Origin of the sequence: Devosia ginsengisoli (assembly GCF_024707105.1) — a bacterium.
Lineage (GTDB): Bacteria > Pseudomonadota > Alphaproteobacteria > Rhizobiales > Devosiaceae > Devosia > Devosia ginsengisoli_A.
The window spans coordinates 15704-31727 of sequence record NZ_JANQAJ010000004.1 but is presented as its reverse complement, the minus strand read 5'-3'; the positions used below and the strand labels follow the sequence as shown (position 1 = coordinate 31727).

The 16024-nt window shown below is 63.9% G+C and carries 7 protein-coding genes and 1 pseudogene; 6 read left to right on the top strand and 2 right to left on the bottom strand.

Annotated elements, in window-relative coordinates; genetic code table 11:
- The first annotated feature begins 254 nt into the window (after positions 1–254).
- From NVV79_RS01030 to NVV79_RS01005, 6 genes and pseudogenes are all read left to right on the top strand, one after another.
- Complete coding sequence (locus NVV79_RS01030) at positions 255–6623, top strand: peroxidase family protein (RefSeq protein WP_303985368.1); 6369 nt, start codon at positions 255–257, stop codon at positions 6621–6623.
- Between the two features lie 93 nt (positions 6624–6716).
- Positions 6717–8446 (top strand): annotated as a pseudogene (locus NVV79_RS01025) (type I secretion system permease/ATPase).
- Positions 8443–8613 carry a hypothetical protein gene (locus NVV79_RS01020; RefSeq protein ID WP_303985366.1) on the top strand — a complete coding sequence of 57 codons (171 nt, stop codon included), beginning with the start codon at positions 8443–8445 and terminating at the stop codon, positions 8611–8613. The pseudogene NVV79_RS01025 and the gene NVV79_RS01020 overlap by 4 nt, the downstream one beginning before the upstream one ends.
- A 63-nt stretch (positions 8614–8676) precedes the next feature.
- Positions 8677–10443, top strand: a complete 1767-nt coding sequence (locus NVV79_RS01015; protein ID WP_303985364.1) for a calcium-binding protein — start codon at positions 8677–8679, stop codon at positions 10441–10443.
- Positions 10444–10460: 17 nt separating this feature from the next.
- Positions 10461–11804 carry an HlyD family type I secretion periplasmic adaptor subunit gene (locus NVV79_RS01010; RefSeq protein WP_303985362.1) on the top strand — a complete coding sequence of 448 codons (1344 nt, stop codon included), beginning with the start codon at positions 10461–10463 and terminating at the stop codon, positions 11802–11804.
- 129 nt (positions 11805–11933) lie between these two features.
- The gene (locus tag NVV79_RS01005; RefSeq protein ID WP_303985360.1) at positions 11934–12596 is read left to right on the top strand and encodes a response regulator transcription factor; all 663 of its coding nucleotides are present in this window, start codon (positions 11934–11936) and stop codon (positions 12594–12596) included.
- 33 nt (positions 12597–12629) lie between these two features.
- On the opposite strand, the gene NVV79_RS01000 is transcribed toward NVV79_RS01005, so the two are convergent.
- Positions 12630–14132: an FAD-dependent monooxygenase gene (locus NVV79_RS01000; RefSeq protein ID WP_303985358.1), complete on the bottom strand. Its 1503-nt coding sequence runs from the start codon at positions 14130–14132 to the stop codon at positions 12630–12632.
- A 136-nt stretch (positions 14133–14268) separates the two neighbouring features.
- Complete coding sequence (locus NVV79_RS00995; protein ID WP_303985356.1) at positions 14269–15996, bottom strand: bifunctional protein-serine/threonine kinase/phosphatase; 1728 nt, start codon at positions 15994–15996, stop codon at positions 14269–14271.
- Positions 15997–16024 lie beyond the last annotated feature (28 nt).

The window sequence follows — 16024 nt, the reverse complement described above, 5'->3', positions numbered from 1 at the left end:
ACGCGAAGGCATGCGGCAATAGATATGAGTGGGCCGGTGCCATACTGACCTAAAGTACAGGGTTGGTGTGCCCGGAGGTCTTGTTTTTCATCAGACCTTCATGCCGCTGATTGACCCGACGTTCTGACCTGACGCTCCGCCGCGCAGTTGGGCAGTATCCCCTCCAGTGTCGAGAGCCATGGCATCTGCCGTGGCGAAACAAGCCGACGTGCCTGCCCATGCAGAGCCGCGCCGCGCGTCAGAGGGGATTGAAAATGGTTACCTATATCAAGAGCGACCTCGAATTCATCCTGAAGCAGATCAAGATCTCCGAGGCGCATGCCAGCGGCCAGCCGCTCTATGGGCCTGGCGGGCTGATCCCCAGCTACAACCTGTCCTGGGGCCTGCGTACGGTCGATGGTACTTATAACAACCTGCTGCCGGGGCGGTCCGAAGACGGCGCCTCGGACAACCCGTTCCCGACATTGCTGACCCCGGAATACCGGACGATCATGGTCGATCCCGACGGCCCCGGCGGCATGGCGCCGATGCCGGTCAGCTACCAGCCGGGTGTCGATAATGACGGCCCCGGAACGGCCGGCCCCAGCGACGTGTTCGATCCCTATGTCCGCACGATCAGCAACCTGATCGTCGACCAGACGCTGGGCAATCCTTCGGCCATCCTGACCGGGTTGCAGCGTGGCGGGATGGTTGCTCCGGCCGACGAAATGACGGCGCTGGGGACCATTACGGCCGCCTATGAACTGATCGAGGCCGAATTCCTGGCCGTCAGCCAGACAAAGGTCGCCTATTTCAATGCGGCGACCACTGCGGCGGCCAATCCCGGCGATCCGGCGGCCCAGCAGGCGGCGGCCGACGCGCTTGCGGCATTCAACGACGCCACCGCCGCACTGACGGCCGTGCGCGGACCGCTCGATGCCTTGCTGACGGAAAATGGCATCGTGCTGGAAGGCGACAATGTGCAGATCAAGAATGTCGCGCCCGACGAGGGCCTGTCAGCGCCGTTCAACTCGTGGTTCACGCTATTCGGCCAGTTCTTCGACCATGGCCTCGACCTGGTCGCCAAAGGAGGCGCCGGCACGGTGTTCATCCCGCTGATGCCGGATGACCCGCTTTACGTGCCCGGCAGCAGCACCAATTTCATGGTGCTGACCCGGGCGACGCTGGACGAGAACGGGGAGGCGCTCAACACCACGACCGCGTTTGTCGACCAGAACCAGACCTATGCCTCGCACGCCTCGCACCAGGTCTTCCTGCGGCAATATGAGTTCAACGGGGCCGGCGACCCGGTCAATACCGGTCATCTGATCGAGGGCAGCAATAGCGGCATGGCCACCTGGGCCGATCTCAAGGAACAGGCCAGCGACCTGCTGGGCATCTGGCTGCGCGACCAGGACGTGGGCAATGTCCCGCTGCTGGCCACGGATGAATACGGCAATTTCATTCCCGGACCGAACGGCTTCCCGCAAGTGGTCTTCCCCGGCCCCACGCCGAGCGATCCGCCGGTGCTGGTGGAGGGCAATCCGGCTGCCAATGGCGGACTGGGTATCTCGATCGTGGGCGCCATCCAGACCGGGCACGCCTTCCTTGCCGATATTGCCCATAGCGCCGTGCCTGACGGGCTTGAGGATGGCGATATCGAGATCGGCCTCGGCAATGGGGACGGCTCGGCGACCGACGGCTTTTATGACAATGAACTGCTCGACGCCCATTTCATGGCCGGCGACGGCAGGGTGAACGAGAATATCGGGCTGACAGCGGTCCACCACGTATTCCATTCCGAGCACAACCGGCTGGTCGAGCATACCAAGGCGGTGACCCTTGCCGACGCCCAGGCGATGCTGGCCAATGGCGCCAGCCAGGCCGAGGCCGTGGCGTTCCTCAATGAGTGGCTCATCGCCGATGTGGCCACCGTGCCGGCCAGCACGGCCGGGCTGGTGTGGGATGGCGCGCGCCTGTTCCAGGCGGCCAAGTTCGGCACCGAGATGCAGTATCAGCACCTCGTCTTCGAGGAATTCGCCCGCAAGGTCCAGCCGGCGATCAATGCCTTCCTGGTGCCTGACGGCTATGACGTCACCATCGACCCCTCGATCGTGGCCGAGTTCGCCCATGTCGTCTATCGCTTCGGCCACTCGATGCTGACCGAGACGATCGACCGGTTCGATCCGACGATGACGTCCGACCAGATCAGCCTGATCGAAGGTTTCCTCAATCCGCTGGAATTCCAGAACAATGGTGGCGCTTCGACCGTCGATGCCGATATCGCGGCCGGGGCCATCATCCGCGGCATGACGCGCCAGGCAGGCAACCAGATCGACGAATTCGTCACCAGCGCGCTCCGCAACAACCTGCTGGGCCTGCCGCTCGATCTCGCGACCATCAATCTCGCCCGCGGCCGTGATACGGGCGTGCCTTCGCTCAACGAGGCGCGCCGCGAATTCTACGAGGCGACGCAGCAGAATATCCTGCTCAAGCCCTATGAGAGCTGGGTGGATTTCGCGAGCCATCTGAAGAACGAGGCCTCGATCATCAACTTCATCGCGGCCTATGGCGACCATGAGCTGATCACGTCGCAGACCACGATCGACGGCAAGCGCGACGCGGCCCTGACCATCATTACCGGCGTTTCGGTCGGCGGGCTGGTGGTTCCGGCCGACCGGCTGGCGTTCCTGAATGCGAGCGGGCCTTATGCCGGTGGGGTCGCGAACAGCCTCGGCGGGCTCGAGACTGTCGACCTGTGGATCGGCGGCCTGGCCGAGGAAACCATGCCGTTCGGCGGCATGCTGGGCTCGACCTTCAACTTCGTCTTCGAAATCCAGATGGAGAAGCTGCAGAGCGGTGACCGCTTCTACTATCTGCAGCGGCTCGACGGGCTGCACCTGTTCGGCGAGATGGAGAACAACTCCTTCGCCGCCATGGCCATGCGCAATACCGATGCGACGCATCTGCCGTCGGACGTGTTCTCGACGCCCGGGCTGATCCTGGAAGTCGACCAGACCAAGCAGTTCAACGATACGGATGGCGATGGCCTGCTCGACAGCCTCGACCCGGTGGGTTCGGGCATCCTGACGCAACTGGTCGTGCGCAGCGGACCCAACAACCTGCGCTACAATGGCGACGAGCACGTTGTTCTGGGCGGTACGGCCGCGGACAATGTGCTGACCGGCGGTATCGGCGACGATACGCTGTTCGGCGATGCCGGCAATGACCGGCTCGATGGCGGTTTCGGCAACGATATCCTGAATGGCGGGGATGGTGACGACATCATCGTCGATGCAGGCGGCGACGACAATATCAAGGCCGGCGACGGCAATGACGTCGTCCATGCCGGTCCGGGCCTCGACCTGGTGATGGGTGGCGCGGGACAGGACTTTATCTTCCTGGGCACTGACGAAGGATCCGAAGTGTTTGCCGGCGAGGGCAACGACTTCATCTTCGGCAACCGCAATGCCGAGCGCATCCTCGGTAATGAAGGCAATGACTGGATCGAAACCGGTACCTTCGACGGCGCCCCCGGCGACAATTTCGATGAAATCTTCGCCCATGACAGCATCAACGGGCACGACGTGTTCATCGGCGACGGCGGGTTCGACGAGTTCATCGGCGAGGGCGGTGATGACATCATGGTCGGCAGCCCCGGCCGCGGCAAGATGGTGGGCATGTCGGGCTTCGACTGGGCGACCTACAAGGACAGCGCGATCGGCACTACCGGCGTCAATGCCGACCTGTCGATCCCGATCGTGTTCGACGAAGCGCCGATCATCCCCGAGAACGCGGCGCTGGATGAGTACCAGTCAATAGAGGGGCTGTCGGGCTCGGCCGGCAACGATATCCTCAAGGGCTCCAATATCCTTGCCGAGGAACGGCTGCCGTTCCATCCGGTCAACAATGTGACGCCGCTGGAAGGCTATCAGGGCAGCGCGCTCAATGCGGAGGGCATCGCCCTTATCGACGGGCTGCAGGAATTGCTCGGGGCCGGCGTGACCTCCTTCTCGGCCGGTGACATCATCCTGGGTGGCGACGGGAGCGATATGATTACCGGCCAGATGGGCGACGACATCATCGACGGCGACAAGTGGCTCGACGTGCAGATCGGCGTCTTTGCGCCCGGCGACACCAATCACCAGGGCACGCCCATCTCCCTGCACAAGAGCATGACCGAGCTCGCCTCAGCCATGTTTGCCGGCACGATCAATCCCGGCCAGTTGAGCATCGTCCGGACGATCCGGACGGCTGACGGGAGCGACGATGTCGATACGGCGGTATTCGCCGATGTCCTGGCCGCGTACACGATCACCAACAATGACGATGGCTCGGTAACGGTCGCCCACACGAATGTCTCTGACGGTCTTGAATCCGACGGCGTCGATACGCTGTGGAATATCGAGGCGCTGAAGTTCGCTGATGTGACCTTGGGCGGCAATGTGGCCGCGACGGGAGCCCCTGTCGTCAGCGATCTGACTCCAACCGAGGGCCAGCAACTTAGCGCCGATACCAGTTCCATAGGCGATGGCAACGGACTGGGTGCATTTTCCTATCAATGGCAGTCATCGCCCGATGGCACGACATGGGCGAATATTGCCGGGGCAACGGCGGCGACGTTCACGCCGGCCAACCCGGGCGGGCAGCTCTTCGGCGCCCAGGCCGGGTTGCAGCTCCGGGTGGTGGTGACCTTCACCGACGGCGCCGGGAATGTGGAAACCGTGACGTCCGGAGCGACCGGACCGACCGGCGTCAACTGGGTCGGCAATGCTGCCAACAACATCCTCAATGGCACTGATGGTGACGATATCGGCGCGGGCAACAACGGATCGGATCAGCTCTACGGCAACGACGGAGCGGACACGCTATCGGGCGGCGGCGGGGCCGATACGCTCGACGGTGGTGACGGCGATGACGTGCTGAATGGTGGTGGTGCGGCTGACCAAATTCTCGGTGGGGCCGGCAACGACACCATGAATGGTGATGTCGGTGGAGACACGCTGGATGGTGGGCTTGGCGACGACACAATCGATGGTGGCGCAAACCGCGACTTCATCAATGGCGGGGCCGGCAATGATGTGATCAATCACACAAGCGATTCCGGTGGCCGCGACTTCGTTGATGGCGGTGCCGACACTGACACTTACCAGCTCAATGGTGTGGCTGAGGCCGAGGTCTTCCGCATCTATACGCGGGCTGCCTGGGATGCGGTGGCCGGCAATAATGGCGCCGCCCTCAATGCCAATACCGAGATCGTGATCACGCGGAACGGCACCAACCTGGCGTCGGTCATTGCCGAACTCGACAATATCGAGGAGATCGGCGTCAATGCCCTTGATGTGACCACGCCCGGCGGCGCCGGCGGCGGGAATAGTGGGGGCGACCAGATCATCGTGATCGGCGACTTCACCGCGACGAGCCTGGACTTCAACACCATCACCATCGAGGGCACCGCGGGTGACGACATTGTCGACATATCCTCGCTGTCATCGGCGCATCGGATCGTCTTCAAGTCCAATGGCGGCAATGACACCATTATCGGGACCCTGCGGCCGCAGGACGTGATCGAAATGCCCGATGGCTCGGACTATACCGAGACCACCGGCGACGATGGCGTTACCACCCGCACCCTGGGAGCCAGCAGCGTCAGCTACCTCGCCCATGATGACGACGAGGAAGAAGATGATGATGACGACCACGACTATGATGATGACGATGACGACGATGCCCCGGCTGCGCTGGGCCAGATCGTCGGCACGCCGCAGCATGATGTCCTGGTCGGGACGTCGGCCGGGGATCTGGTGTTCGGCTATGCCGGGACCGACTTCATCGTAACGGGTGCCGGGGCCGACGTGGTCCGGGCCGGCGCCGGGGACGACCTGGTCGATGGCCAGGCCGGGCGGGATATCCTGCTGGGTGAAGACGGCGATGATGACCTGTTCGGCGGTGGCAATCACGACATGCTGGATGGTGGCGCCGGTGAGGATCGGCTGTTCGGCCAGCATGGCAATGACCTGCTCGAAGGCGGGGAAGGCAATGACCTGGTCTTCGGCGGCACCGGCAATGACACGATCGTGGCTTCGCTCAATGATGGCGACGACACCTATTATGGTGGTGACGTCTCCGCCGATGACGGCATCGACGTGCTCGATATGGGGTTTCTGACGGTCGATGCCACGGTCGACCTGGGAACCGGTGTCGGCGGCCGCGGTAGCGCGGTCAGCAGCCAGAGTGGCGCCGACACGCTCTGGGGCATTGAAAACGTCACGACGGGCGCGGGGAACGACACGATCACCATGAGCAATGCCGTCAACGTGGTGGACGGCGGCCAGGGCGAGGATGTGTTCGTCTTCGGATCGGCGGCGGCGGCGAATGGCGATACGATCCGGGGGTTCGAACCGGGTGACAAGATCGACCTGTCCGGCATCGATGCCAATGGCGAAAGCGCAGGGAATGACACGTTCACCCTGGAAAGCGGCCAGGCGACGACGGCCCCCGGCCAGATCGTGGTGACGCATGAAACACGCGAGGACGGCGAATATACCGTCATCTCGGGCGACACGGCGGGAAACAACGTCCCTGAATTCCGCATCAGCATCGCCGGCAACCATGCGCTGACCGAGAGCAACTTCGTTCTCTAGCCTCGAGCCGACCCGGCTGGCCCTGCCAGCCGGGTCTCGTGCCCATTATCGATCCAACGAGGGGCTGACATCATGGCATTGACCGCAAAGGCGATGGCCGAACACCGCGGCAACGAGATGCTGCGCAAGGAATTCAAGGCCATTGCCGTTTTCCTGTTCTGGATTTCCGGCATCATCAACGTGCTGGCGCTGACCGGCTCCTTCTACATGCTGCAGATCTACGATCGAGCCCTGACCAGCGGCAGCGTACCAACGCTGGCCGCTCTTTCCGTTCTGGTGATCGGGCTCTATCTGTTCCAGGGCGTGTTCGACATCATTCGCAGCCAGTTGCTGGTGCGCATCGGCGCCCGGTTCGACCGGCTGCTGGCGCCCATTGCCCATCGGGTCAGCGTCGACATGCCCCGCTTCGGCTTTTCGACGGGGAGGCCCTCGAACGCGGTCGCGATGTCGATACCATCCGCTCATTCATGGGCAGCCAGGGGCCGGTGGCCCTGTTCGACCTGCCCTGGGTGCCGCTCTATATCCTCTTCGTCTATTTCTTGCATCCGGTACTGGGCGCGATGACGCTGGGCGGGGCGATCGTGCTCACGCTGCTGACGGTCTGGACCGAGCTCAAGTCGCGCAAGCTGGCTTCGGCGGCGCAGCAGGCGCACCTGACCCGCAATGCCATTGCCGATTCCAATGCCCGCAACGCCGATGTTCTCAAGGCTATGGGTTTTGCCGGGCGCGCCGTGGCGCGCTTCAACACTGCAAACCAGGATCACCTGACGCTGCAAACGCGCGCCAGCGATGTGGTGGGCACGTTCGGCGCCTTTTCGCGCGTGCTGCGCATGGTGCTGCAATCGGCGCTGCTGGGGACGGGGGCCTACCTGACCATTCAGGGGCAGATGTCGGCGGGCGCCATTATCGCGGTGTCCGTCGCGGCGTCGCGCGCGCTGGCGCCCATCGACATGGCCATCGGCAACTGGAAGGGCGTGGTCGCGGCGCGGCAGGCGTTCAAGCGCCTGCGCGATACGATGGTCGCCCTGGCCGGCATGACCAAACCGCTGGATTTGCCGGCGCCGACCAACTCGCTCAAGGTCGACAAGGTCACCGTCGCGGCCCCCGCATCGGGACGGGTGCTGCTGACCGAGGTCGCATTCGAGCTCAAAGCGGGCCAGGGGCTTGGCGTGATCGGGCCGAGCGGCGGTGGCAAGACGACGCTGGTGCGGGCACTGACCGGTATCTGGCCGGCGCTGCGCGGCGCCATAAGGCTGGATGACGCCGACCTGACGCAGTGGGACGAGGAAAAGATCGGCGAATATGTCGGCTACCTGCCGCAGGACGTGGCGCTGCTCGACGGCACGATCGTGGAGAATATTACCCGCCTGGCGCCGCAGCGCGATGCGCGGGCGATCGTCGCCGCGACCAAGGCGGCGGGGGTGCATGAGATGATCGTGCGGCTGCCTGATGGCTACGACACCCAGCTTGGGCCGATGGGGACGGCATTGTCGGCGGGGCAAAGGCAACGCATCGGCCTGGCGCGGGCGCTTTATGGCGACCCGTTCATGGTCATCATGGATGAGCCCAATGCCTTTCTCGATGCCGAGGGCGAACAGGCCCTGAACCTGGCGATAAGGCAGATCCGCGCCCGCGGCGGTATTGCGGTGATCGTGGCGCACCGGCCTTCGATCCTGGCCGAGGTGGATATGGTGGCTGTCATCCAGAATGGCCGCATGACCGCCTTCGGGCCCAAAGAGGAAATCGTTGCGGGCCAGCGGCAAGCCAATGCCAACGTGCCAAAGGTGGTGGAGCCTCTGGCCGAAACGGGAGAATTGGCATGATCATCGAAGGCAAGGCCAATCGTCAGCAGCCCGAACCGGAAGACTCCCGCAAGCGGCTGGAGTTCAACACGCCGGAAAAGACGTCGCGCCTCCCGGTTTATTTCGCGCTTATCGTCACCGGGATCGCGTTTTTTTCTCAAAAGCGCCTTCACGGCGCAGGCGCATGACAGGTCACCCCCGCCGGGGGCGATGAAGCTGCCGAGGATGGTGGTGCGCCGTCCGGCGTCATCGTGGAGCTCGGGGAAGCCGATATCGATGAGGCCATGGCGGGCGGTATGGGCGATGAGGGGAGTGATGCCGCGGCCGGCGGTGCGCGCTCCGGCTGGAGCAGCGGATTGTCGCTGACCGACCCGATGTCCTTCCACTATGCGGCGACCCATTTCGACTATCTGGGGCCGCAGGTGGCGGCCTTCTTTCCCGCAGCCTTCAACTATCAGCCGCAGAACGACAATGTCCCGCTACCGCGCGGCGCGGGTTTCCGGGCGCCCGGGTCGTCCAGCCCGGCCATTGTCGCATCCGCCCAGCCGGTGGTCGACGCGGAAACCGGGCCTGACGGCGATGACGAGGGGGAAGAGCCGGCGCCGCCGGACGGGGACGACGATGATGACGACGAGACCGCGCCAGGGAATCGTGTTCCGGTCACGGTCGGGCCGGTGCGGCTGCGCGAGGTGTTTGCGGGGCAGGTGGTGCTGATCGGGCTTTCCGACCTGCTGCTGGGTGCCTCCGATCCAGATGGCGACAGCCTCACCATCAACAACATCACGGCCACGGGTGGCACATTGGTGCAGGTCAGCGCCGGCTGGTCCTTCGTGACGCTTCCCGGCATGTTCGGGGTCATCACCTTCAGCTACGCGATCAGCGACGGCCTGCTTGCGGCCGTGCAGACGGCCATGCTGGACGTGGTGCAGAACAGCGTGCTGCTGACGCCATCGGACGATGCCTTTGTCGGTACGCCCTGGGACGACAATATCGACGGGCTTGAAGGCGACGACATCATCGATGCCCGTGCCGGCAACGATATCGTCACCGGCGGCGATGGCGACGACCATATCCGCGGCGGCGATGGCAATGACCAACTGTTCGGCGGTCTGGGCGACGATGTGATCTTCGGTGGGCGCGGCAATGATGTGATCGGCGGCGGTGCCGGCAATGACCGTCTTTTTGGCGAGGCGGGCAATGACACGCTCTATGGCGGGGACGGCGACGATGTGCTCGAAGGCAATGAGGGCGATGACGTGCTCATTGGCGGCGCCGGCAATGACAGTATCAGCGGCGATGAGGGTGACGATGTCATCGAGGGCGGTGACGGCGACGATCAATTGGCAGGCGGGCCGGGCGATGATGCCGTGGATGGCGGGTCGGGCAACGATACCCTGTCGGGAGCGGAGGGCGACGACCTGCTCAATGGCGGCGCCGGGGACGACACGATTACCGGCGATGCGGGCAATGACCGTATCGATGGCGGAGATGGCCACGATACGCTCGATTATTCGGAATTCTCGGCCGACATCCATCTCGACTTCGAAGCGGGCGTGGCCTGGAGCGAGGAAATCGGCGAGGATCTCTACGAAAATGTCGAGGCGGTGATCGGCGGGTCGGGCAACGATACGCTCATATTCAGCGACACGACGGCGATTATCACGGGCGGGCCGGGCGACGATCTCTTCATCTTCACGGTGAGCCAGGAAACCCCGCTCCTCAGCCGGCAGTTGATGTTCGAGATACTGGATTTCGTGGTGGGCGACCGCGTTCATGTCGCCGAATACCAACTCTCGTCGCGCGCCGAACAACTGGAAGAGGAGCGGTTCGGCAAAATCTATGACGAGCTGGAAGCGGGCTTCGAGGCCAACCTGCCGGTCCGCGTCATCCACGCCTATTACGACGATGCCGACCACACCGTCATCGAGGCGGATGTCGACCGCAACGATTTCTACGAGATTTCCATAACGCTGAGGGGCGTCCAGTTGCCCATGATGATCGATCATCAGGTGGCCTGACGCGCGGGGAGACGGTGATGAGTATCATGGACATGACGGCACCCTATCCGCGCGCCGAGCGCTCGCGCAGCAAGGTCAAGATGTCGGATTTTTCGCTGCGTGGCCGGGTGGTCACGGGCAGTATTGCCGCTATCCTGCTGCTGGGCGGCATAGGCGGATGGGCCGCGACGGCCAAGCTGTCCGGCGCCGTCATTTCCAGCGGAACGGTGCTGGTGGCGGAGAATGTCAAGGTCGTGCAGCATCTGGATGGCGGGGTGATTGCCGCGATCGATGTGCAAAAGGGGCAGAACGTGGTCGCCGGCGATGTGCTGCTGCGGCTCGAAGACATTCCCATCAGAACGGAGCGCTCGATCCTGATGGGGCAACTGGCCGAACTGGTGGCGCGCCAGGCGCGGCTGATCGCCGAGCGCGATGCGGCGGGGACGATTGCGTTTCCCGACGATTTCCTGACCGCCTATCCCAATGCCGATCTCATCCGGCAGGGCGAGCAGCAATTGTTCGACAGCACGGCGCGCAACCGGCAGTCGCGACGCGAACAGTTGGAGCTTCAGGTGGCCCAACTGGAGGAGGAGGTGGGCGGACTGCAATTCCAGGCCGCGGCACTGGCCGATGAACTGGCGCTGGCGCGCGACGAGCGGGTTCGCATTGGCGCCCTGTCGGAGAAGGCGCTGATCGAAACGACCCGGCTCAACGTGGCGGACCGCGAATTGGCACGCATGCTCGGCTCGCAGGGCGAGCTGACCGCCAATATCGCGCGGTCCAATGCCCGGATCAGTGAGGTCAAGCTGCAAATCCTGGCCATCGACGACATGGCCTATACCGATGCCCAGCGGGAATTGCGTGCCGTCGCCGCCAATATCACGGAATTGCGCGATCGCCTGGCCGAGGTTGAAGACCGGCTGGACCGGACGCTCATCCGTGCGCCGGTGACGGGGACGGTGAACGAATTGTCGGTGACCACGCTAGGCGGGGTCATCAGCCCGGCGGAACGCCTGCTCACTATCGTTCCCGCAGACGCGGAGCTCAAGATCGAGTTCCAGGTCGCGGTGCATGACATCGACCAGATCCTGCTGGGGCAGGAGGTCAAGCTTCGCTTCAGCGCGTTCAACCAGCGAACGACCCCGGAAATCCCGGCAATCGTATCGCGGGTATCGGCGGCCCCGACCAGCGACCCGCAGAGCGGGCAGAGCTATTATCTCGCCGAGGCCGAAGTGAAGGGAGACCTGTCCCAACTGGGCGAGCGCGGGCTTATTCCCGGCATGCCGGTGGATGTTTTCGTCCAGACCGATGAGCAGGTGGCGATCGCTTATTTCGTCAAACCCTTCACCGACCAGATCGTGCGAGCGTTCCGGGAAGAGTAAGTAATGCTGACGCTTGCGTTAATTAAATATTCCATGGCTTGCCGAAAGGGAATTTACCGACCGTTAATTTAGTCGTACAATTGGCGTCCACAGACTATTGGGGCGGCAGGTTAGTACCGTTGGCGTACCATGAGAAAACTGACGACAGTCGCTATCGCGGATGATCACCCGGTTTTGCTTGCTGGAATGGTGTCTTTGTTTGCCGGCAGCGACAGGCACCAAATTGTCGGACAAGCCGTTTGCGCCGATTCCAGCCTAGAGGTGGTGAAAGCGGTCAGCCCCGACGTCATCATCATGGACCTGAGCATGCCGGGAGACGTGTTCCGGACCATTGCCCAGATCGTGGCCACCGCGCCCGAGACCAAAGTGGTGGTTTTCACCGCCTTTTGCAGCATCGAATCGGCGCTCAAGGCGCTGGATGCCGGGGCAACCGGCTTCGCCCTCAAGGGCAGCCCATCATCGGAACTGCTGGAAGCCATCGATACGGTCATGGCCGGCCAGATGTTCGTGACCAGGCAATATGCCAGCCAGGTGATGAACGGGCTGCGGGACCGCGCACGGCGACAGGCGCTCGATGACGCGATCAAGCTCAATGTGCGCGAGAAGCAGATCGTCGGCCATCTCATGCAGGCCCGGACCAATCGGGAGATCGCCGCGGCACTGCATATCAGCGAGAAAACGGTCAAGCACTACATGACCGGCCTGATGCTCAAGCTCAAGGCGCGCAACCGGGTGGAAGTGGTCATTGCCTCCCGGTTGAGCCAGGATCAGGAAAGCGCCCTGCACCGGTAGGGCCGCGCCGGTTCTTCGACTCACCTTCTCGTCTCAAGCGCTGGTTGGCGGCCCGAACCATGTGGTCAGGGCGTCGGCGAGGGTTGGCTGGGTGTCCGTCCAGGCAACGTAGCCGTCCGGGCGGATCAGCACGGCAGAGGGTGCCGGGACCGAGCCGAGAGCCGGGAGGGTCCAGGGGCCGGCATATTCGGCGTCGATCAGCTTCACCCTGTTGGCCCAGGGCGCGATGTCGATGGCGCCGGGCCGGCCGAGATTGAGCAGGACCGGGTTTGCGTCGTGCAGCAGGGTGAAGAGGCGCAGCGGGCCATTGGCGGTTTGCAGGTCGAGATCGGGCATGCGGCGACCGAGCAGGGCGTGGCCCTCGCCGAGATCGTAGTGGATGTCGAGGCCCGTCATCATGGCGGCGAAATGGGTGCGCGGCTCGTCCATGGCGAGAAGTTCGGCCACGGTATCGCGCAGAGCCCTGGTGCGCTCGTCATCGCGGCGCAGGGTGCTGGCGGCGAGCGTGTTGCGCAGCACACGGGCGCCCACCGGATGACGCTCGGCGTGGTAGGTATCGAGCAGGCTTTGCGGTGAAATGCCCTTGACCACCTGTGCCAGTTTCCAGCCGAGATTGACCGCATCCTGCATCCCGGTCTGCAGGCCCTGGCCGCCGTCGGGCGGATGGGTATGGGCGGCATCGCCGGCCAGCATGACCCGGTCCTTGCGATAAGTGGCGGCCTGGCGGGCGGCATCGGTGAAGCGGGCGATCGAACTGGGGGAGTGGACGCCGTAGTCGGTGCCGAAGGCGGCGACCATGGCGGCGCGGAGATCGTCCAGGGTGGGTTCGGTGGTGGCGTCGGGGTTTTGCTCGGTGACGAGGATGCCGACCGGGCCGGTATCGGCGTAGACGATCTTGCCGTCGCGGATTTCGTAGTCCACCCGGCCGAGAGAGTGGATGCCGATGGCGTCGCGGCGGATGCCCCATTCGGGCGGCAGCTCGGCCAGTTCGGCTGTGGCGATGATGTTGCTGGTCGTCGGCTCGGCGCCGGGGAAATCAATGCCGGCCGCCTTGCGCACGAGGCTGCGGCCGCCATCGCAGCCGACGAGATATTGCGCGTGCAGCGACTGGCCGTCGCCGAGCGTGACGGTGACGCCTGATACGTCCTGGGTAAGGTCGGTCACCGCGAGACCGCGATAGGTCGGCACGCTGAGCTCCTCGACCCAGGCCGCCATGATGCGCTCGATATGCTTCTGCCACAGGCCGAGCGTATAGGGGTGGCGCGTGGGAAAGGCGCTGATGTCGAAGGTGACGCCGGCAAAGCCGGTGGTCTGGACCTTCTGTCCCTCGGCAATGAAGCGGTCGGCAATGCCACGCTGATCGAGGATTTCGATAGTGCGGGCATGGAGGCCGCCGGCGCGCGAGCCGTTGATGTCCTGATTGGGGCGGCGTTCGACAATGGCGACGTCGACGCCCGCCAAAGCGAGTTCGCCGGCCAGCATCAGCCCGACAGGGCCGCCACCGGCAATGATCACGGCATGTTCGGATTTGCGCATCTGTCGCTCCGTATCCTCTGGCTGGGCCGGTGTTTTACGGGATGACCGGGGGCTTGAAGCAAGCCCCTTATGCGCTACATATCAGTATGGGAGGGGAGCGTATGGCTGCGCCTCAGAGCCTCCCCACCTTCTTCCCTTATCCCCCGATCAGCAAGCCCAGCAGCACGAGGACCGTGCCGGCCAGGGTTAGCGACAGCATTTGCCAGAAGCGAACCGGGTTGCGCGTCAGCAGCGGCCGCGGTGGCAGCGTGGCGAATTCCGGGTTGGGGTGGCGGAGGTCGTAGGTGAATTCGGAGAGGGCTTCGTAGCGCTTGACGGGGTCCGGCTGGACGGCTTTTTCGAGGGCGCGGTCGACCCAGTCGGGGATGTCGAAATCCGGCGTGGCGGCGGGGTGGTAGAGCAGGCGGGCGAGATCGGCGCGGCTACGCAGCATGGCGGCGTGGGCTCCGTAGGGCAGCCGGCCGGTCAGCATCTGGTAGGCGATGACGCCGAGGGAGAACTGGTCGGACCGATCGGTGCCGGTATCGCCGATACGATATTCGGGCGCGGCATATTGCACGGTTCCGAGCTCGGCATCGTCGCCCATGGGCTGGGCCTCGATGACGCCGGCGACCTTGGTGGAGCCGAAATCGATGATCTTCACCGTGCCTGTTTTGTCGATCATGATGTTGTCGGGACGCAGGTCCTGATGGACCATTTCCTGGCGGTGGAAGGCGTTGAGGCCGCGGGCAATCTGTTCGATGAGGTCGCGGACGGTATTGAGATCGGGCCGGGGATTGTCGGCCATCCACTGGGTCAGGGTCTGGCCATCGACATATTCGGTGGCGAGATAGAGGTAGTGGCGCTTGCGGTCCTGCCGGTGGATGCGGAGTGTGTGGGCGCTGTTGAGGCGGCTGGCGATCCATTCTTCCATCATGAAGCGGCGGAGGAAGGCCGGGTCGTCGCGCATGTCCAACCCGGGGACCTTGATGACGGCGAGGCGGCCATCGGCATGGTCCTGGGCGAGAAAGACCTGGCTGCGGGCATTGGCATGGAGCGGGCGCAGGATGCGGTAGAAGTCGAAATCCATGCCCGGCTCGATGGGTGGCGGCAGAGGCAGGTCGGCGGACTGGCCGAGGAAATCGGCGGGTTCGCCGCCGGGCAGGGCATCGATGCGGGCGATCTGGATGGTGAGATTGTCAGGGCTGCCATTGTGCAAAGCGCTGGTGACGATGTGGCGGGCGGCGGCGTCGAGATCGTCGGGACTGGCTTGGATAGCGTTGGCGATGGTGGCGCCATTGACATATTCGTGGACGCCGTCGGTGGTGAGCACGAAGACATCGCCCACGCCGACCGGTACGCTGCGGTAGTCCACTTCAATATTGCTGCCGATGCCCAGAGCGCGGCCGAGATAGAAGCGGTTGGGGGCGGCTGGGACGTGGTGGTCGGTGGTAAGTTGCTCCAGAGAGCGGCCGGCCAAGCGATAGATGCGGGAATCCCCGATATGGAAGATATGCGCGGCGCGTGACTTGAGCACGAGGATGCTGAGCGTGCAGACATAGCCGCTATCGACGTCGTCGGCGCCTTGCGCGCGGGTCTGGGCGTGGAGCCAGGCATTGGTGGCCGAGATGACGCGATGGGCTGATGTCTTGACCGGCCAGGTATCCGAGGTGCCGTAATAGTCGGTGAGGAAGCTCTTGATGGCCGTCTGGGCGGCGATGGAGCCGACGGCGCTGGTGGAAATGCCATCGGCCAAAGCGATGGCGATGCCTTTGAGGTCGAGCGCCGGCTGGCTGGGGATCAGTGCACCATGGAAATCCTGATTGGTGGGCTTCAGACCCTTGTCGGAATGCTGGCCGAGGGAAATGGCGAGGCTGGCGCTCATGGACGATCCGGTAAGAAGGCGCCCCGCG